The organism is Dyadobacter flavalbus (assembly GCF_006149045.1).
Taxonomy (GTDB): Bacteria; Bacteroidota; Bacteroidia; order Cytophagales; family Spirosomataceae; genus Dyadobacter; species Dyadobacter flavalbus.
In genome coordinates, this window is the sequence record NZ_VBSN01000022.1 from 26,347 (window position 1) to 49,237 (window position 22,891).

Sequence of the window (22,891 nt, forward strand, 5' to 3'; positions counted from 1 at the left end):
TCCAATTGATAAACTCTAAAGAAGAAAAATTTAGTTATGAGCAATCAAAGTATTGATTTTTATCAGGAACAAATTGAGGAGCAGGAAAAGAAATTTGACATACATAACTATGTCAGAGGATATCTGAGATATTGGTTTCTGTTCCCTATCTTTCTTGTTCTGACGTTAACAGCTGCATTCTTTTACCTGCAGATTACGCAGCCGGTATATCTGGCAAAAGCTACGCTGCTGATAAAAGATGAGAAAAAAGGAATTTCCGGAAGTTCGGGTGACATTTTCGAGCAAATGACTCAGTTTGGCGGAAACAAACTGGTTGAAAACGAAATTGAAATCCTGAAATCTCAGACCTTGATGGAACAAACTGCAAGTGAATTGCAGCTTGATGTCAATTATGAAGCAAAAGACGGGCTTAAAACCATTGATCTTTACAAAGCAAGTCCGGTCAATGTACAACCTGAACTGATTTCTGAATATGCCTACCAGAATCCGTTGGTCATTCATGTTAAAAGCGATTCGGAATTCACTATCAATGATGAAGATACATCTCACAAATACGGACAGAAACTGCGTAATGCCTGGGGTGTTTTCACGGTAACAAAAGGAACTGAATCGCTGTACAGCGATATTACCGTAAAGTTCTACAACATTGCCAGCATGACTGCGGGAATGCTTGGAAGGCTGGAAATTGCAGCCCCGAACCCGAAGAGTACGGTACTTGAACTGAGTTTTGAAGATACTTCAATTCAAAGAGGAAAAGACGTTCTGAACAAGCTTCTGGATGTATATGTGCAGTCTTCCCTGAATGACAAAAACAATGAAGCAAGCAATACGCTGAAATTTATAGAATCGAGGCTTGGCCTGATTACCGGTGAACTCGGCGATGTGGAAAGGGATGTTGAATCTTACAAAACAACGCAGGGTCTGACGGACATCGGTGCTGAATCAAATCTGTATCTTCAGAACATCAAAGAAAACGATACGCAGTTGAATGATGTGAACATTAAAATTTCCGTTCTGGAAAGTGTTGACAATTACATCAAAAATGCGGATGCCGGTTCTCCTGCTCCTGCTACGTATCTGATTAATGATCCGGTTCTTGTTGCTTTATTGACAAGATACAACGATCTGCAGTTACAAAGAGAAAAGTACGCACAGACAACACAGGCCAATAACCCGTTGCTGGGTACAATCAACACGCAGATTGCAAATACCCGTCAGGCAATTACGGAGAACCTTCAGAATCTGCGCCGTGGACTGGATGTGACAAAGAAAAGCCTTGAAGCCGTAAATTCCCGATTCTCCGCAGGTTTAAGAAGCATTCCTCAGAAAGAACGCGAATACGTCGGCATCAAGCGTCAGCAAACCATTAAAGAAGGCTTGTATCTGTATCTGCTTCAGAAGAGAGAAGAAACGGCATTGGGATATGCTGCAACTGTTACAGACAGCAGACTTGTTGATGCGCCGCAAGCCGCTTATTTGCCGATAAAACCTCAGAAACCGTTGGTATGGCTTGGAGCCGGATTGGCCGGAATCATGTTGCCGGTTCTGCTGATCAATCTGCTGCTGCTTTTCAGCAATACTGTTCAGACACGCGATGAAATCGTTAAAATGTCTCAGTCTTCGGTAATCGGTGAAATCGGTCATATGAAAACAACCGGTGACCAGCCTGGAGAAGAAGCCATCATTAAGATGACAAGCCGCAGTGCAGTTGCCGAGCAGTTCAGGGCACTACGAACTAACCTTCAGTATCTGGGCGACGGAACATGCCGGATTATTATGTTTACCTCTTCAATCGGCGGTGAAGGAAAAAGTTTTGTAAGTATCAACCTTGCTGCAAGTTTGGCTTATTCCGATAAAAGAGTGTTGCTGATCGGACTGGATTTGCGCAAGCCTACGCTTCACGAACGTTTGCATGTTTCCAATAAATTCGGTGCATCAAACTGTCTGATCGGTCAGGGAAATACAGTTGATTTTATTCAGTCAACAGGTATACATCCGAAATTTGACGTACTGACAAGCGGGCCGATTCCGCCAAACCCTTCTGAATTGCTGAGCAACGGGCGACTGCCTGTATTGCTGGCTGAATTGCGTGAACGTTACGATTACATCCTGATTGATTCACCGCCGTTCGGTCTGGTTACGGATTCATCCCTGATTGCCAAATATGTGGATGCCACGCTTTATGTTGTGCGTCATAACTACACTTTGCAAGATCATCTTAAGCGAATCGGAGAACTGCAACGTACGCATCGTTTTGCCAATTTGTCTGTGATTTTCAACGGCGTTAAATATGGCGGCGGATACGGTTATGGAAGCTACGGATACGGTGGTTATGGCTACGGCTATTACTCCGAAGATGCAGATACGAAAGCGCCGAACTTCGGCACAAAGGTTAGAAAAATGCTTACCAGAAGTTCATAGCATGAAGGTTTGAAATTATCTTGTTTTTATCATCAGATTTTCCCTGAATTTGATTTTTAGCGAAGATTGATAGATAAAAACAAGATACTTCTTCACTTCTTGATGAATTTTCAAATTAAAATTGCGCAGTACTGAAAATTGTACTATTTTCAGATACTCAAATGAAATGATTGCATTTTTACCCTAATCCGGTTTAGAAAAAATCATTAATCAACTCAACGTTATAACATGAAAAAGTCTTTGCTTATCTCCCGACAAAATCCGGATCGATGTATTTTCCGTGCATTCCAAATGCAGGTTACATGTTCTTAAAAAACCGGATCTCTCACTGAATTTTATTACATCTTATTTATCAAATTATGAAACTAGCAGTAGTTGGAACAGGGTATGTTGGCCTGGTAACAGGCACGTGCTTTGCTGAAACAGGAAACCAGGTTACTTGTGTTGATATCGACATCAACAAAGTTGAACGTCTTAGAAATGGCGAGATTCCTATTTATGAGCCAGGTCTTGATGTTTTGTTTGACAGAAACGTTGCCGAAGGCCGTTTAACATTTACAACCAGCCTTCAGGAAGGGATCAAAGATGCGGAAGTTATTTTCCTTGCACTTCCTACACCTCCGGGAGAAGACGGATCAGCTGACCTTAAGTATATTCTTGGCGTTGCCAACGATCTGGGTCCAATCCTTGAATCTTATGCTGTGATTATCGACAAAAGTACTGTTCCGGTTGGAACTGCTGAAAAAGTGCATGCAGCCATTGCAAAGAATGCAAAGGTTGACTTTGACGTTATTTCCAATCCTGAGTTTTTAAGAGAAGGCGTTGCAGTTGAGGACTTTATGAAGCCGGATCGCGTTGTCATCGGTACAACGTCTGAAAAAGCTCAGAAAGTAATGGAAAAACTGTACGCTCCGTTGGTACGTCAGGGAAATCCGATCATTTTCATGGACGAGCGTTCCGCTGAAATGACGAAATATGCAGCCAATTCATTCCTTGCACTGAAAATTACGTTCATGAACGAAATCGCTAACCTTTGTGAAAAAGTAGGCGCAAATGTTGATGATATCCGCCGCGGAATCGGTACAGACAGCCGTATCGGAAAACGTTTCCTTTTTGCCGGTATCGGTTATGGCGGAAGCTGCTTCCCGAAAGACGTTCAGGCACTTGCCAAAACTTCAGAAGACTACGGATATGACTTCCGTACACTGAAATCAGTTATGGCTGTTAACGATGATCAAAAGAAAAAACTGATCCCTGTTGTTAAGGAATATTTTGACGGAGATCTTAAAGATAAAACAATCGCAGTTTGGGGTCTTGCATTCAAGCCTTACACAGATGACATCCGTGAAGCGCCGGCATTGGAAAACATCCAGGCACTGCTTGACGCAGGTGCAAAAGTGACTGTTTACGATCCGGAAGCGATGGATAACGTAAAACGCCTGATTCCGGGAATTACTTACTGCCACACAGCTTATGCTGCACTGGACGATGCTGATGCTTTGATGATCTTTACAGAATGGCCTCAGTTCCGTACCCCTGATTTCGAGAAAATGGGTAAACTTCTTAAAGAAAAAGTGATTTTCGACGGAAGAAACCTGTACGAACTGGATCAGATGCGTGATAACGGATTTACTTATTACAGCATAGGACGGGAAGCGTTAAACGTAAAAGAACTGGTTTAGTTACCCGACAATCGTAAAAGCCATACTATGTCAAAGCTCATACATGTCATATTATCAGGAGGAGTAGGAAGCCGTTTATGGCCTGTATCCCGCAAATCCATGCCCAAGCAGTACATTCCAATGTTTGGTGACAAATCCCTGTTTCAGCTCAGCGCCGAGCGTAACAAGCATTTGGTAAGCCAGGCGCTTGTAGTTGGAAACAAGGAGAATTATTTGCTGTCACAGGCGGATATGGTCAGAGCTGACATTGGTTTTTACGATGAAATAATTGAAGCGTTACCGCGCAATACGGCGGCAGCAGTTGCTTTCGCCGCATTTGCGGTCCAGTCAGATGATATAATGCTGGTTACTCCATCCGATCACATTATAACAAATGAAAATGCTTATGCCCAGGCTATTTCCGAGGCAGTTGGTTTTGCTTCCGAAGGTTACCTAGTAACCTTCGGAATAGCGCCAACCAAACCTGAAACCGGTTACGGCTACATTGAATGTGATGAAAATGACGTATTGTCTTTCAGGGAAAAACCGGATTCGGATACGGCCAAATCGTTTCTGGAATCAGGAAATTTTCTCTGGAACAGCGGCATGTTCTGTTTTCAGGCAGGTGCCTATCTGGACGAGCTGAAAAAGTTTGAACCGGAAATTTATGAAGCTTCGCTTGCAGCATTTTCTCTAAGGTCCGGCGATTTTCTTCCAACAGAAGAAAGCATGCTGATCCCTTCCAAAAGCATAGATTATGCCGTAATGGAACGCTCGGATAAGATCAAGGTTGTAAAAGCAAGTTTCGGATGGTCTGATCTGGGTTCGTTTGAATCCATCTGGGAACATTGGGAAGGTCAGGGTGAAAATCACCGGTTTGTAAAAAACAACTGTGTCGTAGGTTCCAGCAAGCATGTTGAATTTCTCGGGGTTGACAACCTCGTTCTTGTCGAAACGAATGATGCCATTCTGGTTCTGGCGAAAGGAAGTTCACAGGATGTGAAAAAGATTTATGAAAGACTGGAAAAGGAAAAGCCGGAACTGGTTAATTAACGATTAAAAACACAAAGTTAATCTGCAATCGTTTTTTACTTACCGGCACAATTCGCACTTTTACAGTATCTTAAAATAATACTACCAAAATTATTAACAAAGCAAAATGTTACTCAACGCGAAAAGCTTTGCTACATTCCTGCCAGCCTTACTTGCATCAAATTGGCATTCTTTAAATCATGTTTTTACTTTCCGGCATCTGTTTGCGTTTTCAGAAAGCCGCACTTTCCTTCACTTCATCAGCATGCGATTTTAAGTCATTATAACAGTTTGCGGCCTGTTTGCCTGATGGTAAAAACTGATTCTTCAAGGCAAGCCAATTAAATTCCTCCAAGTAAAAATGATGTGATGAATACTGCCAGTGCATTAAAGAAAAATTTAATTTCAAATATATTGCTGTTCGTTTTAAACGGAATAATCAGTTTCTGGTTGCCTCCGTTTCTGGTAAAAAAACTCGGGATCGGTGCTTATGGTCTCATTCCGCTCTCTACTTCCATGATCGGATATGCAGCGATTATAACCGTTGCCATCAACAGCTCCGTTTCCAGATTTCTGGCGCTTGACCTTACCAATGAGAATTATACAGCCGCCAACAGAACTTTCAATACCGCTTTTACCTCTTTATTTACTCTGCTGGCGCTTCTTGCGCCATGTCTGTTTATATTTTCGTTCAATATTTCCAAATTCATTTCAATACCCGAAGGGCTGGGGCATGATGCTTCCATCCTGTTTATGTGTGTAAGTGTCGGTTTTATCATGTCGGCTTTTACATCCATATTCAACTCATCCGCTTACATTGCAAACAGGCTGGATCTCGTTAACCGGGTTTCTGTAATCAATACATACACAAGGGTAATTTTAATCCTCTTTATATTTCTTTTAATCAATGTTTCCCTAACGGGTTACGGAACTTCCATTCTGATCGCCAGTATTATCTCCAGTTCTTACAGCTTCTATCTGTTCAGGAAATTTACGCCCACTATCAAAATTGATTTCAAGCTTTTTGACAAATCTGTTTTGGGTGAAATGCTTTCGATGGGTTGGTGGCTGATTGTAATTCAGCTCGGAAGTATTCTGTTTTTACAAATCGATCTGCTGGTTATCAACAAATTGCTCGGAAACGTACAGGCGGGAAAGTACGGGATTATCCTTGGATGGAGCCATATCATCCGAACACTCGCCATTGCACTTTCCGGTTCGCTCGGACCTCTGATCCTGAATCTCTATGCCAAGAAAGAGTTTGATCAAATGATCCGTTTGACACAGATGTCGAACAAAGTCCTTTCGCTTTTTATCGGCTGTATGGTAAGCGTACTTTGCATTATTGCACCGGCATTGCTTTCCATCTGGATCGGTCCTGAGTACGCCTCGCTCAAATGGCTGTTTATGCTTGTATTGCTTCCATTACCAATAAATCTGGGCGTTTTACCTTTGTTTTCACTCAACCGGGCTTACAACAAATTACGCGTTCCGGGGATTTACACGGTCATAATGGGAGCCTGCAACCTTTTTCTGGCCATGTATCTGGTTGGCGAAACAAGCCTGAAGCTGTATGGCGTGGCAGCAGCAAGCGGGATTGTACTTACTTTTAAAAATTTCATTTTTATGCCTATTTATGTTGCGAGCAACATGGGCATCAACAAGCTGACTTTCTTTAAAGCATCCCTGAGTACAATGCTCCTGCTGGCTATAGCGGTTGGAACAAGCCTTGTTTATTTCAATTTCTTTGTAATCACCGACTGGTTTCATCTGATTCTTCACAGCGGCATTCTGTTTCTGATATTTGCCGGTATTTCGTTCCTGTTACTGAATCAGGCAGAAAGAAAGATGATCCTGAACACCGTATTAAAAAAAACCAAATCAAAGTGAAAAATATTATTTTTTTTAAACCTGCGAAGCAAACTGAAAATATCGGAGATCTGCTGATCAATCTGGTGGAAGTTGAATTGCTGCGTCCATATGGTCAGATTGTAGTAGACGATCTTTCAGCTCCTTCCTGGTTTGTTGATGAAATCAGTACTTCTCCCGCAGATCAGCGTTTATCTAAAATTTCAGGAAACCAGTTATTGAAAACGCTTTCTTCGCTGCTGGTGAAGCAATTGTTTTCTAAAAAAAACCAGTACTATTTGTTCATACAGCCAGGCCACACTTCAAGAACCGGCAAGGACCTTGCCATTTCAACGCTGAAGCTGAATCTGAAAATGAATCTGCTGAAAATGCTGGGGCTGCGTATCTGCAGAATCGGTTTTTCAATCGGCCCCGTAGATGTTCCGAATGGCTGGGCAGAATCCATCGGGTCGCGTGCTTATCATTACTATGCCCTGAGAGATCATGAATCACTGAAAATTGCGCAGCAATACAATTTCAAAGATCCGCAGTATTTTCCGGACCTTGCGTGGGCATATGCGCCTGAAAAAATAGAAAAACAAGCCGGTGATTACGTGGTGATCAGCCTGCGTTCCAATGCTTACGGAAAGGAACATGATTCGGCTTACCTTCAGCCGCTTATTGCAAAGTTCAGGGAATTGCTGATCAATGCCGGCCAGCAATCACTGAAAGTAATGATTACCTATCAGGTAAAATACGACAGAGATGCGTGTGTCGAATTATACGAAAACCTGAAAAATGAATTCAATTGTGAATTCGTTGACAGCAAACTGACGCTTAAAGAGGCAAATAAAATTTATGGCAGCGCCAAATTTATTGTAAGCAACAGGCTCCATGTTTTGCTGCTTGCACTAAAATGCGGAGGTTTGTCTTTTGCATTGGTTGATCAGAAAGATAATAAGAAGATAACCAGTATTTTTCACGATAATAATCTGAAAGAACTGATCCTTGATGTGAAGGAAAATGCAAATTCAAACGCAGAAAGGCTGAAAAAAGGACTTTCAAAAAGCAATGAGATTATGGCTGAATTCAAAACAATTCAGGCCGGAAACAAAAAAGTGATTGAAGACAAACTGAACAGTATTTTCAGCTAGTAACATTACAAAACCGGATTATTTAAATTATCAACATGGTATCCATTATTATCCCATGCTACAATTGTGAAGGTTTCATTAATCGTGCCATCGATAGTGTTATCAAGCAGACTTTTAATGACTGGGAACTTCTGTTGGTAAATAATAATTCTACGGACAACACACAGAAAGTACTTGAACTTTGTCAAAGCAAAAATCCGGAACGCATATTTATTTTTCAGGAAAACAAAAAAGGTGCTCCGGCTGCAAGAAACAAAGGACTTCAGAATGCAAAAGGAAAATGGGTTCAATATCTTGATGCAGATGACGAATTACTGCCCGATAAAATAGAAAAGCAGTTGATTCTAGCAAAAGCAAACACTGCCGACTGTGTTATCGGAAATGCTGAACTAATCGAGAAAAAAGGCGGAAAAACCGTAAAAAGCATAAGGCCTCTCTACGCTGCTGACATCTGGATCGGGTTAACTACTTCGCAGCTTGGAATTACAAGTGCCATTCTCTGGAAAAAGGAAATACTTGACAAGATCAACGGCTGGAATGAACAGCTGACATCATCGCAGGAATACGATATGATGTTCAGAATGCTGAAAGCCGGAGGTAAGGTAATTTTTGACGAAAGCACAAATACGCTGATTCATAAAACAGACAGTGCTATTTCAAAAAACCCTGATAAAAGTAAAATGCTTAAAATCATTGACAACAGGATTAATCTGAGATTACAGATTTTCGAATACCTGAAGGAAACCGGTCAGCTTACGAAAAAAAGGGAAGCCATGATTCACAAGTATATTTATCAGGAACTTGCTGGAAACAGGATTGATGTAAAGGAATATCAATCGGAAAAGCTCAAAGGTTTTTCCATAAATGTTCCTTACAATCTCAGGTTTAATGCCTACTGGAATGATACAAAACGCATGCTTAAAAGCAACGTTAAATCTTTAATAAAAGGCAGTAAAACAAGCAGATAAAATAGCAGTATGATCTTTCAGATTAAAATATAAGCATCGTGCTAGTATCCATTATTATACCGACATATAAGGATTGGGACCGTCTTTTACTATGCCTGAAAGCATTGGAAGAGCAAACTTTTCCTGCAAGTGATTTTGAAATTATTGTAATCAATAATAATCCCGCCGACCTGGTTCCTGAAAATTATCCGGCTCCTGCTAACTGCCAGATTGTAACGGAAGCTAGACCGGGTTCCTATGCTGCCAGAAATGCGGGAATCAGATTGGCAAAAGGCGATATTATAGGTTTTACCGACTCGGATTGCATTCCTGCAAAAGACTGGATTTACAATGCAGTTGATTACCTGAAAAAGCATAAGGATGTAAGCAGAATAGCAGGAAATATAGAGTTGTTTTTCAAAAGCAACGACCTTACTCCTGCTGAATTATACGAAAAAGTATACGCTTTCAAACAGGAAGAAATTGTCAAAAGCGGACTGAGTGTTACCGGCAATATGTTTACTTACAAACATGTATTTGACAAGGTCGGCATATTTAATGAAGAGCTGCTTTCCGGCGGTGATTACGAATGGTCCAAACGAGCTTCGAATGCAGGTTTCAAAATTGTTTATGGCCATAATGTGGTTATAAAACATCCGGCACGTTACAAAATGTCGGATCTGATCAAGAAAACAAAGCGTGTGGTTGGAGGCGATAATCTGTCAAAAACCATGGCCATTTTGGACTTGATGAAAAACCTGAAACCACCGTTGCGAATTGCTTTTCATCAGATCAAAAAGTACGGAAGCGACTTGTCTTTCAGCCAGAAAATTAAAGTTTATTCCATTAAATACTATCTGGCAATTACCTGCAGTGTAGAAAAAATAAGGATTTCTTACGGTAACCAGGCTAACAGGGAATAATTAAAAAATTGAATGCAACTCAACGGATTTATTTATCAGTAAAAGGAATGAATCAAGCTCATAAAATACTTATTCTGTGTAATGTTTTTGATTTTACGGCTTATACCAGAAGAGCTACGCTGGAGTCAATTGCCAAATTGTCACCGGGGACGAAGTGCATTTCAACCGTTTCATACTGGTTTCCGCAGGAGCTGAGACTGCACAGTGACCATCTTGAAATTACACCGTTTTTCTATTATTTCCCGTATCAGTTAATCAGAAGATTCAGGATTCTGAATTATATCAATTTCATGATTAACCGCATGCGCAAAAACTTTCATCTGGAAGATTTTGATACCGTGATTCTTTCACGTCCGCACAATCATATTTTCGGGCCATATATCAAAGACAAAAAGAAGATTGTAATTTTGAGCGATGCGTATCATACAATGGGAAATACGCTGGATGAAACCAGAAAAGTCATAGAAATGGCCGATGTTATTATGGCTACAAGCATGGCCCTGAAAGAAGTATACGTACAAAAATATTATTCAATTACGAATAAGGAAATCGTTTACTGGCCCAATTGCGTAGATCTTGAAGTGTGGGATCCCAAGAAACTGAATGGAAAGAAATCCAGATCATTAAACGATGAAATCATAGTTGGCTTTGCCGGAAACTTTATGGAAGCAACCGATATTCATTTGCTTTATGAAGTGGTACAAAAAATGAAAAATGTGACTTTCATTCTGGCCGGAAAAGATAATTTTCCTGCAAATGCTCCGGAAAAAGAAGTATTTCAAAAAATAATCAGTGCGCCAAATGTAAATTATAAAGGCTATATTCATTACACACAACTTCCGCAGGAAGTAATGACCTGGGATATATGCATTATGATTGATGCCATCAGTGAACATGCATCTTATCATCACCATAATAAAATGTATCAGTATCTGGCACTTGGAAAGCCGGTTGTTTTTCAAAAAAATCACAATGATTACGAATCGCTGAAAGAAGTTGCCGTAGGTGTAACCGGTTCTGCCGAGTTTGTAGAGCAGCTTGGATTAATGATTCAGAAGATCAGAAACGGAGCGGATTTTACAGAAAAAGCCAAATACATGGCATCACTGAATTCGAGTGAAAAAAGAGCAGAACAACTTCTCAGCATTATATAAATACCACACTTATGGCAATATTTGATAAAAAATGGTTTCCGATAATAGCAACCATGCTCTGCATGTTTGGCGGGCCAGGTGTTTTACTTTTCATCGGGTATCCGCAGTCTGACGCAGGCGGTTCGGCTATTTTCCGTATCCATCCGCTGGGTTATTTTCTGATTTTGCTTACGATTTATAATGTAATCAAATACAATTATTTTGTAGGAATCTTTAAAGATTACTGGAGTTATACAATCTGCGTCGGAATCGTACTTATTTATTCATTAACTTACGGTACTTCCAAGGGTAACCTGTTTTTGTTCAACGTACTGTTCTGCCCTGCTCTTATTGTGTACAATTTCCAGTTCATGGATATTAAAAGATGGAGACAGGTGATGCTTATCCTGAAAGTGTTTTTTTATTCGGATTGTATTCTTGCCATTCTGGAAAATGTATTTCGCTTCAAACTATTCCCGATTAACGAAACGGCAATTCTGTTCCGGTCAAATGCATTTCAGGGCCATCCGCTGAACAACTCGCTGTTTTTGATATTTTTTGGTCTGTTCTTTTATGCTTACGAAAAGAACTTTATCAGACAGATGATTATCATTGCACTCACTGTCGGAGCACTTGCAAGTTTTGGTGTAAGATCAGGATTGGTTGCATTTTCATTAGGTATTACTTTACTGAGTTTGAAACTCGTTGAAAATGGAAAAATAAACTTTTCAATGAAGAATATTGCCACGCTTGTCATTCTGTTTGTAAGCGTTATTTACATTGTATTTTATACCTCACTCGGTACAAGGATTACAGCTGTCGGAAGCTTTCAGGATAACAGTACAGAGGTTCGTTTCGGAGCTTACAGTTTGTTTCTGGGTGTTTCATGGAATGAAATTATCTGGGGCACACCACAGGAACTGATCGATTATTTAATGTATATCTATGATATCAAAATCATTGAAAACTTCTGGATTATCTGGGTACTTAAATACGGTATTGTATTTACGATCTATCTTGCCATTTTCTTTATTCTTTTCCTTTTCAGGATTACAAAACTGGGTTTTCCGTGGGGATTATATAATCGCTATGCTGTACTCGGATGCTTTTTGATTGCTGCATCATCTAATAATTCGCTCGCAGTAAATACAATGGTTATGAATGCCATGACCATTTTATGCATGGCACAATTCAGGATTTTGCATGCGGATAAAAAAGAAAAAATGGAAAAAGCTGCCAGAATGGTACGCCCTAAACAAGTGGAAAGTATTGCTATTAATTAAGGGCTGTAACTTTCAGGATTTACAAAAAATTTGCAGCTGATTAAGAGTAATTATTTTTGCTGCGACAGATTACAAAATGCCGGTTACATGGAATAATGCCGACATAATCTGTTCAGACAATGCTCAACGTTTTAAGAATTTATATGAAAATTAAAGTATTGCATATTCTTAATAACCCGTCTATTGGCGGCATTGAAACTTTTGTTTACTATTTAACCAAAGTACAGCAAAATAATCCTCAGCTTGATATTTCCCTGTTGTTTTCAAGACCAGACGGCAACCTGAAAGAAATGTTTATTGCCACAGGCGTTAAATGTTTTTTTCTGAATATCAAACCATTTGATCTTGACATCAATAAATATGCAGCGTTTAAAAAGATTTCACTGGATTTTGATATTCTGCATTTTCATACATTTCTTCCGATCCGCGATTTGCTTGCATCCAGATCCGGATCAAAAAGGATTTTTACACAGCACAGCGTTGACGGGATTGGTCGGGTAACCAAAAAAACCGATTTCCTGAAAAGAATGATGCTCAGGAATTTCCTGAATACAAAAGTCGATTATGTTACTTATAATTCACATTATACCAAACAGTTCTGGAAAGAAAGAGGCATAACCAACGATCATAACCAAGTCGTTTACAACGGTGTCACATTTGCAGCGGATACAGCGCCAAAAAACAGTGCGGAACCTATTCTTCCGGTAAACAAAAATCATTTTGTAATCGGAACATCTTCCCGGTTTATTCCCTGGAAGCGCGTTGATCTGCTGATCCGTTCATTTGCTTTGTTTCAGGCTGGCAAAGAGGATGTTACATTGCTGCTTGTTGGTGACGGCACTGAAATGGACAACCTGAAAAAGCTTGTAAAGGAACTCAATATCGAAAACAAGGTTACATTTACCGGATATACGACCAATGTGACACATTATCAGTCATTAATGGACGTTTGTGTGTTCCCTTCTACAACTGAAGCATTCGGTCTGGTTGCTATTGAATGCCTGTATCTCGGAAAGCCTGTTCTCGTTTTCAAAGATGGCGGCGGCATTACCGAACTTATTGAAAAAGTAGAACCGGAAAATGTTGTCAGTGATGTTAACGCACTTGCAGGTGCTTTTGACAAATATTATCAAAATCGTAATCTGCTTTCGGACGAATACAGGAAAAAACGCAAAACCTTTGCCGAACAATTTAACATGGAAATTACCGCAGAGCACTTTTTCAACATATACAAAGAAATACTATAAAACAACCTCCGTAAACACTGAATCTATCATCTACTGAAAACACTCTACTTTCAAATTATATGAGTAAAAAGCTATATTTCATTTCACGGGATGCCAACTGGCAGCATTACCGCAATGAAGTTCTTACCTATCTTGCCAACAAGCACGATTATCAGGTGGAAATTCTGACCACAGGCCAGCTGAAACCTTATCTTCACGAAAATGACCGTCTGAAGTATAAAATTTTCAAAAATGTATTTTCGGATGAGGCCAAAAAAAGTTTCTTTCCCGGCGCTTTGTCCTACATGCTTAAAAACAAGCCCGGCTATGTGCTTGGTCTGAATAACGGAACGCAGCTTACGGAATATATCGGAATCCTGCTTTGCAAACTGGCCGGAATCAAGTTCATTGCGTGGACGCATGCGTATGATCACAAACCCATTACCAATCCGCTTAAAAAGCTTTTTAAGGCGGCACAGAATTACTATTTCTTTACACTCGCTGATTCGATTGTGACTTTTTCCTACGCAGGAAGAGATTATCTGATTGAAAAAGGGTTTCCGAAGGAAAAAATACATGTTGCGCCCAACACGCTGGATACCAACCGACTGTTGGCCATCAAGGAAAAAATTAAAGTAGGTTTTGATCGTACTTCGTTCCTGAAAACCATTTCTCCGGAAATGAACGAGAATTCCAAGGTTATTATTTTTTCCGGAAGGCTCAACAAGTTTAAAAAAGTAGACGCCATCATTCGTGCCATGGCGCTGCTCAACAAACAAGACCCGAATATCCATTTGATTGTAGTCGGTGACGGCGACCAGATGACTTTGCTGAAAGAACTGGCCATTTCCCTGAACATTCAGAACAAGGTACATTTTACAGGCTATATTTTTGAAGAAACGATCGTCGGAAAATACTTTCTTGCATCGGACATTTTCATCATGCCGGGTTATGTCGGGCTGGCGATTGTACATGCATTTTCTTACGGACTTCCGCTTATTACCGAAGACATTGACTTTCACAGTCCTGAAATCCAGTTGCTGCACGACGGTCAGAACGGCTATTTTGTGAAGGAAAATGATGAAAAGCAGCTTGCCGACAAAATCCTTCATTTGCTCAGCGACAAGGCTCTGTTGCAGCAACTGAGCACCAATGCATTGAAAACGATTCAGGAAGAAGCCAGCATTGATCTGATGGTGGAAAGAATGAATACGGCAATTACTCAATAATTATTATTTCAAAAGAATTACCATAAATATGGCTGATGTAAAATGGTTGATCAATCGTCTGAAAACGATGAGTGCTGGTGAAATCCAGTTCAGAACCAGTCAGTTTGTAAAGAAAAAAATTGAAAAGAAGAGGCTAACTGTTCCTAAATCCACTTTAATCCGTACGGCGGATCTGTCTTCCTTCAAGACCTTTGATTTTAGTGCGTTTGAAATGCCGGAAACGGATAAATTCCATTTTTTCGGTCTGGAAATTGATCTGGACAAACCGATCAATTTTCATCATGATATTTCATCCGGAAAGGATTTCCCGATGTCTTTTTCAAAAGATATCAATATCCGTTCAGATGCATTCGGAAGCGCAAAAGTAGTTTGGGAGGTTAACCGGTTGCAGTTTCTTTTACCGATTCTGATCAAATACAGACAAACCGGCGACCAGTCATTTCTGGATCAGTTTGTCCGGATCATGACCGACTGGAATGCGCAGAATCCGTACCTGAAGGGTGTAAACTGGTACAGTAACATTGAGGTCAATATCCGGCTGATCAACTGGTACTGGTGCTGGCTGCTGCTCGCGGATGATAAAAAATGGACTTCAAGTTCGGATTACAAGACGTTTACAGACGAAATATGGCTGCCGCTGATTTATCAGCATTGCTTTTATGCGCATAACAATCCGTCTTATTATTCCTCTGCAAACAACCATTTGATTTCGGAATATGCCGGATTGTTCATTGCCAATTGTCTGTGGAAATTTGAAGAATCGGACAAATGGCTCGAATTTGCCGTAAAAGGGCTGGAAAAGGAAATTCTGGTTCAGCATTCTGCAAACGGCGTCAACAAAGAGGAAGCTGCGGAATACATCCAGTTTATTACGGATTTCTTTCTGATCAGCTATGTCGTCGGCGAACAGCATGGAATCAAGTTTTCAACGTCTTATGCCAACATGCTGAGCAAGATTTGTGATTACATTTACCATTTTCTGGACGCAAAAGGCAATTTTCCCAAATATGGTGATGAAGACGACGGCCGCGTAATCCTTCCTGATTTTGATACGCACAGCAACAACTTCATATCGATTCTGAATACTGCGGCTGTACTTTTTCAAAAACCTGAATGGAAAAGGCCGGATTCGGAATGGGACATCAAATCGGAATTGCTGACTGCATACCGGAACGGCAAAGCGTACTGGAATAAAATCACGCCTTCGAATCTACCGCTTGAAAGCAAGTTTTATCCAGAAGAAGGACATTTTTACTTCAAAAGCGCAACCGACACAGGAAAGGAAATTTATGCACACCTTGATGCGGCGCCGCTTGGATTTCTGTCCATCGCAGCGCACGGCCATGCGGATTCACTGTCGTATTTTATCAATCTCGACGGATTTCCGTTTCTCGTTGATCCCGGCACATTTACGTATCATACGCATCCGGAATGGCGCAAGTATTTTGTAAGCACGCTGGCGCATAACACCATTGCTGTCGATGATGACGATCAGGCGAAACTGGCCGGACCGACGATGTGGCTTCAGCATTTTAAAAGCAGCGTCGAATCATTTGATAAAAAAGGAAATACGGAAAAAGTGGTTGCCAGTCATGATGGTTACCTGAAACTTGGCGTGCAGCATAAAAGGACTTTTGAATTCGACAAAAAGCAATCTGAATTCAGGATTTATGATGAAATCACATTGGAAGGAACAAGGGAAACGCAGCTCAGAATGCCTTTCCATGTACACCCTTCGGTGCAGATCGAACAGATTGACCCGGTAAATTTTATTTTGTCAAGGCCCGGCGATACTGAATTAAGAATTCACATTGAACTATCTTCGCAGCTGAATTACGAAATCTATAAAGCAAAAGAAGAAAATCCGCTGGGCTGGTACTCTCCTACTTTTATGGTAAAAGTGCCTTCCTCGCTTGTATTAGGAAGTATTAAATCAAGTAAATCTATTTCTCTCGCAACTAAAATTAAAATTTTATCAACGTTATGAACATTAGTATTTTCGGTTTGGGGTATGTAGGCTGCGTAAGCCTTGGATGTCTTTCAAAAAATGGACACACAGTAATTGGTGTCGATGTAAGTCAGGATAAAGTTGATCAGATCAACAAAGGACAGGCTACAATCGTTGAAAAAGATATTGACGAAATTATCGCAGATCAGCATAAAGCAGGAAGAATCAGTGCCACTACGGATTTCAAGGCGGCTATTTTCCAGACTGAGGTTTCCATTGTAGCCGTAGGAACGCCTTCCAGCGCAAAAGGACATTTGAATCTGGATTATATTTTTAATGTAGCCCGCAATATCGGCGAAGTGCTGAAAGAAAAAGAAGCATTTCATGTGGTTGCGCTTCGTTCCACTGTTTTGCCGGGAACCTGCGAAAAATTTGCACATATTATTGAAGATGCTTCCGGCAAAAAAAGCAATGTGGATTTTGCAGTTGTTGACAATCCGGAATTCTTAAGAGAAGGAACTGCAGTGGAAGATTATTACAATCCGCCATTGACTCTGATCGGTGGTGAAAGCGAAAAAGCGACTTCACTGATTTCAAGCCTTTACGAGCAGCTTCCGGCAGAAGTAATTGTAACCGATACAAAGACTGCGGAAATCATGAAGTATGTCAACAATACGTTTCATGCACTGAAAATCTCATTTGCCAATGAAGTTGGAAACATTTCAAGCGCACTGGGCATTGATTCGCATAAAGTAATGGAGATTTTCTGCAAGGACAAGCAGCTTAACATTTCTCCGTATTACTTCAAGCCTGGATTTGCATACGGCGGTTCCTGCTTGCCGAAGGATTTGAAAGGTTTGCAGACGCTTGCGCACGATTTATACGTAAAAGTGCCTTTGATCGAAAGCATCGACCAAACCAATGTTATTCAGATCCAGCGTGCCGTAAGTTTGCTGAGCAAGTTCTTTGGAAAAAGGATTGCGATTCTTGGTCTGAGCTTTAAAGCGGGAACAGATGATTTGAGAAACAGTCCGTCCGTTGAACTGGTGGAAACACTGATCGGAAAAGGATTTGATATTTCGATTTACGACTCCAATATCCAGATTGCCAAACTGACGGGTAAAAACAAGGATTACATCGAAAGCCGCATTCCGCACCTTTCCAAACTGCTTGTCGATAACCTGGATTACGTAATTGACAAAAGCGACGTGCTGGTTGTGTGCAATAAGGAAAAAGAGTTTATTCAGAAGCTTTCTTCAATAAAAGGAAAAACCATTGTGGATCTGGTTCGTCTGCCGGCGCACAACGAAGTTAAAGCAGAAAATACTTACCACGGAATAAACTGGTAAACCCGAATAATCGCACCCAAAGAATATAAGTGATGAACAATGACCTTTTAGGAAAGCATATTTTAATTGTCGTTGAAAACCTTCCCGTTCCGTTCGACCGGCGCGTATGGCAGGAAGCAAATACATTAAAAGAGCAAGGCGCAAAAATCTCCATTATTTGCCCTAAAATGAAAGGATATACCCAGAGCAGAGAAGTGATTGACGGTATCGAAATATACCGTCATCCGCTTCCGCTTGAAGCGAGCGGCGCATTGGGTTATCTGATGGAATACGGGGCTGCGCTTTTCTGGGAACTGGTATTAGCGATCCGTATATATAGCAAAAAACGCTTTCATGTCATTCAGGGCTGTAATCCGCCCGACCTGATTTTCCTTATTGCCCTGCCGTTCAAGTTGCTGGGCGTCAAATATGTATTTGATCACCACGACATTAACCCGGAATTGTATGAGGCCAAATTCAACAAGAAAGACTGGTTTTACAAACTGATGGTCTTTTTTGAGAAACTGACCTTTAAAACGGCTGATGCAAGCATTGCAACCAACGAATCGTACCGGAACATCGCCATTCAGCGCGGAGGCATGAATCCTGCGAAAGTTACCGTTGTACGAAGCGGCCCGAAACTGGACCGTCTCAAAATAACGGCCGGCAATCCGGTCTATAAAAAAGGACGTACTTATCTGATCGGATATCTGGGTGTAATCGGTGATCAGGAAGGCATTGACCTGCTGCTGGAATCATTTAAATACATTGTTGAAAGAAGAAAAGATGTTCAACTTGCCATCGTAGGCGGCGGAACCAGCGTTGAAAGCCTGAAGGCACTTTCCCTGGAAATGGGATTGGGCGATTACGTAGATTTTTACGGAAGGGTTTCGGATGAACTGCTGGTGGATATCCTGAATACTGCGGATGTTTGCGTGAACCCGGACCGGCCTACAACCATGAACCAGCTTTCCACAATGAATAAAATTATGGAATATATGGCTCTTCAGAAACCGATTGTACAATATGATCTGAAAGAAGGACGTTTTTCTGCTCAGCAGGCTTCCTTATATGCAGATAATACAAATACAACGGACTTTGCTGAAAAGATCATGTGGCTTCTGGACAATCCTGAAGAACGCAAAAAAATGTCTGCATTTGGTTACAGCAGGGTTGTAAGAGAGCTTTCCTGGGAATTTGAGAGTAAAGTTTTAATTGATTTTTATAAAAGACTGCTGCTTTAATCCATAAAGCTTGTGCAGCTGAACCGGAGTTGTAATGAAGAAATTGGTCAGTATCTTGCTTTTTACAGGTTGTGTTTTGTCAGGAAAAGTTATTGCCCAGCGAAATGACGTTATTCTTCGGGACTTTTTCCAAAACAAGGATTACAGGAAAAACTGGGAAAAGGCCGAAAGCTGCTGCCCGCATTCCATGAAGCTGCTTACGGGTGCTGATCAGGTCGCGGGAAGAAACGCCATTCGTTTTGAAGTAGACCGCAATGATCAGAAAGTCAATAACGGTTATCGTTCCGAACTCCGGATGGCCAAGGAAAAAACGGCTGATATTGAACGCTGGTACAAATTCAGTATTTTCCTTCCTGCGGATTACGAAATTGATTCAACATTTGAAGTACTGGCGCAGTGGCATGAAGTTCCTGATTTTTCATTGGGGGAAAAATGGCGTTCCGCACCAATTTCCCTTCAGACTGATAAGGAAAAATGGAGAATATGCATTAATTCCGCCAGCGATCCGGTCAATACCGATAAGACAATTAGTTTGAAAAAGACCATCGAATTAGGTGACATTAAAAAAGGTGTGTGGACAGACTGGCTTTTTCATATCCGGTTCTCTTATCAGGAGGACGGCGTTCTGGAAGTCTGGGAAAATGACAAAATGGTTGTTGATTATAAAGGGCCCAACTACTACAACGATAAAACAGGACCATTTTTTAAAATCGGTATTTATAAAACTCCCTGGAAATTTTACAGGAACAACTCGATCGTAACCAACAGAGTCGTTTATTTTTCTGATGTGAAAGTTGGAAATGAACATGCAAGTTTTGATTCCATGAAAGATTAGAAGTTCTACACTTCAGCTCTAACATCTATTAATATATTATAGGACAATTTATTATTTAAATTGTCCTATTTCATTTGTTAAAAACAAAAAAAGTACAATTTTCATCTAAATTTTAAGCTATAATCATGGCTAATATGCCTGTTTTTGCTTAACTTTCCTTTCTCTAAAAATTGCTTTTTGTAAAGTTCAACGTCTCTGCCGCAGGATAATTGAAAGTCTTAAAAGCAGAACCTCTTAATTTAACTTTGGAATACTAAAAGTCCGGATGATCATTAAATATGTCATGTAGACATAATTTTTTGAATTGTCTGTGTAATCTATCTTGTTTGTGTAATAGATTCTACTTGCTTATAGTATAATAAATGGGTTTGTTTTTCACTTATAGCTTATTACTATCTGACTTAAACTATACTTAACCTACAATGCTTTTGAATGAGTTAACCCCGCTAAGTGTCTTTGATTTTAGGCAGGAATCTACATTTACAAACAGTAACATCATGTTCTCTCGCAAAGGCGAAGCATCCTATTACGGAGCTGACGGTCTTTTGCATTTTTCACAACTGGGTCAGAACTGGCTCATGCAAAGCCAGAACCTGGCTGTCAAGCCCTGGATCAGTGTCGGGGTGTCGGTAAGTACCCCCAACAGCATTGCAGCACCTGACGGTACGTTTACTGCCAATAAAATCTCTGAAAATCAGGTTACAGGGGAGCACAGAATGTCCAGAAACCTCTCCGTAACAAAAGGAGAAGCTGTCACGCTGAGCATCTACGTAAAGGCCGGCACCCGAAGCAGGATACAGTTCAGCTTTTCAAACGGTTCGTCGTACACGGGCGGTAATCCTACTGTGAAGTTTAATTTAGCCACCGGTACTTTCACTTCCATAAGCTCCAATGTTGTCAGTTCACAGGCTGTTAACAGCGGAAACGGATGGTGGAGAATCAAACTCACCGGAATGCCCGACCTTGGAACTGCTTCCGGATTTCATTTGTATGTAGTAAATGATTCCAACGGAATCAATTACAGCGGAGGTAGTGACAAATACATTTATGCATGGGGCGCACAGATGGAAGCCGGAAGTAATATGTCAACATATATACCTACTACGGTAGCTCCTTTGTATGGTACTAGTTTGCGGTTCAACTACAACCTTTCCGGGTCCACGCCTACACTCGCCGGCGCACTGATCGAACCTGAATCCACCAACCTGATTCCCTATTCCCAGAAATTTGACATAAGTGCCTGGAACAAGAGAAATTCAACAGTAGTTACGTCCGGCACCAAATCCCCTGATGGCGTAAGCAGTGCATATAAAATAAAAGAAAACACTTCGAGTGCCACACATAACATTGCACCCGTCTCAAACCTCACTACTTCTTCCGGAAGCACCTATACATTGAGTGCCTTCCTGCGTGAAGCTGAACGCGACTGGGGCTATTTTAATGTAAACGGATCGTCCATTCACTTTGATCTGAACAACGGCATTATCGGTAACAAGAATAACCTTTTCATTTCCTGGAGGATTGAAAATGCCGGAAACGGATGGTTCCGCTGCAGTGCCACATTCATAGCCTCATCTTCTTCCACTTCCATTTACATCGGTCCTGAAAAATACAATGGACAGCAGTCTTATGGCGGCGACGGCAACAGCGGAATTTTGGTATGGGGCGTACAATTGGAAAAAAGTGTGGTTCCAACCAGTTATATTCGTACCAGCGGAAGCGCTGTAACCAGAGGTGCAGATATTGTGACACTGGGCTCACCGGATTCCAGCAGTGTTTACGATGTATTTATCCAGCGGTCACAGGGCGGAACCTGGGTAAATGGCAAAAGCGGCAGTTTCGAGGTTGAAACTTCAATCAGTGAAATACTTCTGATCAACTTGTATAATTCCGGTATAACGATACGTGAAAAGGAAGAAAGTGTTCAGGCATTGTTCCCGCAGGTATATGAATCTGTAGGCATTAGCGGTACAATAGTTCCGTTGTTTAAGGAATTGTATTATACACAGTCGCCAAGCAAGTCATGGTCCATGCAAAAGGCGGTGAACAAAACAGCCCCGATATACCGTGCACAGGTCAATTCGAATGATGTATGGTCAGGGGATGCCAACAACCAGGATCGCGAACGCTCGGAGCTTTATCTTAAAAACGCAAACCTTCCTTTTAACCGTGATATATGGCTTTCATTTGCCATCAGAATTGCGCCGGGCACCGCGCTGAACCTTGAATCTGCGGACTTCTGCTACCTCGGACAGTTTCATGCCAGCGAAGATGATCGTGACATCAGTTCTCCGCCGGTGCTTGGATTAAGGCTGGAAGGGCTGGATACCATAAAGGTATTCACCTGTTCGACTACCGATAACCCGCATTACAAAAGCCCGAAATCAATACTGAGAGGTACAAGCCAGTTTGAACGAGGAATATGGCACAAAAACGTAATGCGTATTCGTTTTTCTACTACCAACGGACAATTGCAGTGGTGGAAAGACGGAGTAGAACTGGTTAATCTTTCAGGTATAGGAATCGGCTATCCTGATGAAGTGGGGCCATACTGGAAATTTGGTATTTACCGGTCGCCAATGTCAAATACAATTGCTGTTGAATATGCTAACATGGAAGTTGAATCTGTAAATTCACTATCATCCCGCATCAATAATCCACTTATAATATCATAAAAAT

16 protein-coding genes are annotated in these 22,891 nt (G+C 41.0%); all 16 read left to right on the forward strand.

What is annotated here, in order from left to right; genetic code table 11:
• Window positions 1-36: 36 nt before the first annotated feature.
• The 16 genes from FEM33_RS03335 (at window position 37) to FEM33_RS03410 (ending at window position 22,887) form a co-directional block, all read left to right on the forward strand.
• Window positions 37-2,421 (forward strand): GumC family protein, encoded by a 2,385-nt coding sequence (locus FEM33_RS03335; RefSeq protein ID WP_139010692.1) that lies wholly within the window; start codon window positions 37-39, stop codon window positions 2,419-2,421.
• Window positions 2,422-2,780: 359 nt separating this feature from the next.
• Entirely contained in the window at window positions 2,781-4,103 is a 1,323-nt protein-coding gene (locus FEM33_RS03340; protein ID WP_139010693.1) for a UDP-glucose dehydrogenase family protein, read from the forward strand.
• A 27-nt stretch (window positions 4,104-4,130) separates the two neighbouring features.
• Window positions 4,131-5,135: a mannose-1-phosphate guanylyltransferase gene (locus FEM33_RS03345; RefSeq protein ID WP_139010694.1), complete on the forward strand. Its 1,005-nt coding sequence runs from the start codon at window positions 4,131-4,133 to the stop codon at window positions 5,133-5,135.
• A 348-nt stretch (window positions 5,136-5,483) separates the two neighbouring features.
• On the forward strand, window positions 5,484-7,004 hold the full coding sequence (locus FEM33_RS03350; RefSeq protein WP_139010695.1) for a lipopolysaccharide biosynthesis protein: 1,521 nt from the start codon (window positions 5,484-5,486) through the stop codon (window positions 7,002-7,004).
• The gene (locus FEM33_RS03355) at window positions 7,001-8,116 is read left to right on the forward strand and encodes a polysaccharide pyruvyl transferase family protein (RefSeq protein ID WP_161597059.1); all 1,116 of its coding nucleotides are present in this window, start codon (window positions 7,001-7,003) and stop codon (window positions 8,114-8,116) included. Before FEM33_RS03350 ends, FEM33_RS03355 begins: the two co-directional genes overlap by 4 nt.
• 35 nt (window positions 8,117-8,151) lie before the next feature.
• A complete protein-coding gene (locus FEM33_RS03360) occupies window positions 8,152-9,084 on the forward strand; it encodes a glycosyltransferase family 2 protein (protein ID WP_139010697.1) in 933 nt (310 codons plus the stop codon).
• A 38-nt stretch (window positions 9,085-9,122) separates the two neighbouring features.
• Window positions 9,123-9,986 (forward strand): glycosyltransferase family 2 protein, encoded by an 864-nt coding sequence (locus FEM33_RS03365; RefSeq protein WP_161597060.1) that lies wholly within the window; start codon window positions 9,123-9,125, stop codon window positions 9,984-9,986.
• A gap of 47 nt (window positions 9,987-10,033) precedes the next feature.
• Window positions 10,034-11,140 carry a glycosyltransferase gene (locus FEM33_RS03370; protein ID WP_139010699.1) on the forward strand — a complete coding sequence of 369 codons (1,107 nt, stop codon included), beginning with the start codon at window positions 10,034-10,036 and terminating at the stop codon, window positions 11,138-11,140.
• A gap of 11 nt (window positions 11,141-11,151) precedes the next feature.
• Complete coding sequence (locus FEM33_RS03375; protein ID WP_139010700.1) at window positions 11,152-12,402, forward strand: VpsF family polysaccharide biosynthesis protein; 1,251 nt, start codon at window positions 11,152-11,154, stop codon at window positions 12,400-12,402.
• Between the two features lie 143 nt (window positions 12,403-12,545).
• A complete protein-coding gene (locus tag FEM33_RS03380) occupies window positions 12,546-13,649 on the forward strand; it encodes a glycosyltransferase family 4 protein (RefSeq protein WP_161597061.1) in 1,104 nt (367 codons plus the stop codon).
• A 59-nt stretch (window positions 13,650-13,708) separates the two neighbouring features.
• Window positions 13,709-14,857 (forward strand): glycosyltransferase family 4 protein, encoded by a 1,149-nt coding sequence (locus FEM33_RS03385; protein ID WP_139010702.1) that lies wholly within the window; start codon window positions 13,709-13,711, stop codon window positions 14,855-14,857.
• Window positions 14,858-14,885: 28 nt separating this feature from the next.
• Entirely contained in the window at window positions 14,886-16,844 is a 1,959-nt protein-coding gene (locus FEM33_RS03390) for an alginate lyase family protein (RefSeq protein ID WP_139010703.1), read from the forward strand.
• Window positions 16,841-18,154: a nucleotide sugar dehydrogenase gene (locus FEM33_RS03395; protein ID WP_139010704.1), complete on the forward strand. Its 1,314-nt coding sequence runs from the start codon at window positions 16,841-16,843 to the stop codon at window positions 18,152-18,154. The genes FEM33_RS03390 and FEM33_RS03395 overlap by 4 nt, the downstream gene beginning before the upstream one ends.
• Before the next feature lie 32 nt (window positions 18,155-18,186).
• The gene (locus FEM33_RS03400; RefSeq protein WP_139010705.1) at window positions 18,187-19,377 is read left to right on the forward strand and encodes a glycosyltransferase family 4 protein; all 1,191 of its coding nucleotides are present in this window, start codon (window positions 18,187-18,189) and stop codon (window positions 19,375-19,377) included.
• A gap of 34 nt (window positions 19,378-19,411) precedes the next feature.
• Window positions 19,412-20,212: a polysaccharide lyase family 20 protein gene (locus FEM33_RS03405; protein WP_139010706.1), complete on the forward strand. Its 801-nt coding sequence runs from the start codon at window positions 19,412-19,414 to the stop codon at window positions 20,210-20,212.
• A 497-nt stretch (window positions 20,213-20,709) separates the two neighbouring features.
• On the forward strand, window positions 20,710-22,887 hold the full coding sequence (locus tag FEM33_RS03410) for a phage head spike fiber domain-containing protein (protein WP_161597062.1): 2,178 nt from the start codon (window positions 20,710-20,712) through the stop codon (window positions 22,885-22,887).
• The last annotated feature ends 4 nt before the right edge of the window (window positions 22,888-22,891 follow it).

Bases quoted from the DNA above. Each gene is read 5' to 3' on its own strand.
- FEM33_RS03400 (WP_139010705.1), top strand. From the start codon at position 18,187: ATGAACAATGACCTTTTAGGAAAGCATATTTTAATTGTCGTTGAAAAC.
- FEM33_RS03410 (WP_161597062.1), top strand. From the start codon at position 20,710: ATGTTCTCTCGCAAAGGCGAAGCATCCTATTACGGAGCTGACGGTCTT.
- FEM33_RS03375 (WP_139010700.1), top strand. From the start codon at position 11,152: ATGGCAATATTTGATAAAAAATGGTTTCCGATAATAGCAACCATGCTC.
- FEM33_RS03385 (WP_139010702.1), top strand. From the start codon at position 13,709: ATGAGTAAAAAGCTATATTTCATTTCACGGGATGCCAACTGGCAGCAT.
- FEM33_RS03390 (WP_139010703.1), top strand. From the start codon at position 14,886: ATGGCTGATGTAAAATGGTTGATCAATCGTCTGAAAACGATGAGTGCT.
- FEM33_RS03345 (WP_139010694.1), top strand. From the start codon at position 4,131: ATGTCAAAGCTCATACATGTCATATTATCAGGAGGAGTAGGAAGCCGT.
- FEM33_RS03360 (WP_139010697.1), top strand. From the start codon at position 8,152: ATGGTATCCATTATTATCCCATGCTACAATTGTGAAGGTTTCATTAAT.
- FEM33_RS03395 (WP_139010704.1), top strand. From the start codon at position 16,841: ATGAACATTAGTATTTTCGGTTTGGGGTATGTAGGCTGCGTAAGCCTT.
- FEM33_RS03350 (WP_139010695.1), top strand. From the start codon at position 5,484: ATGAATACTGCCAGTGCATTAAAGAAAAATTTAATTTCAAATATATTG.
- FEM33_RS03405 (WP_139010706.1), top strand. From the start codon at position 19,412: ATGAAGAAATTGGTCAGTATCTTGCTTTTTACAGGTTGTGTTTTGTCA.
- FEM33_RS03340 (WP_139010693.1), top strand. From the start codon at position 2,781: ATGAAACTAGCAGTAGTTGGAACAGGGTATGTTGGCCTGGTAACAGGC.
- FEM33_RS03380 (WP_161597061.1), top strand. From the start codon at position 12,546: ATGAAAATTAAAGTATTGCATATTCTTAATAACCCGTCTATTGGCGGC.
- FEM33_RS03370 (WP_139010699.1), top strand. From the start codon at position 10,034: ATGAATCAAGCTCATAAAATACTTATTCTGTGTAATGTTTTTGATTTT.
- FEM33_RS03335 (WP_139010692.1), top strand. From the start codon at position 37: ATGAGCAATCAAAGTATTGATTTTTATCAGGAACAAATTGAGGAGCAG.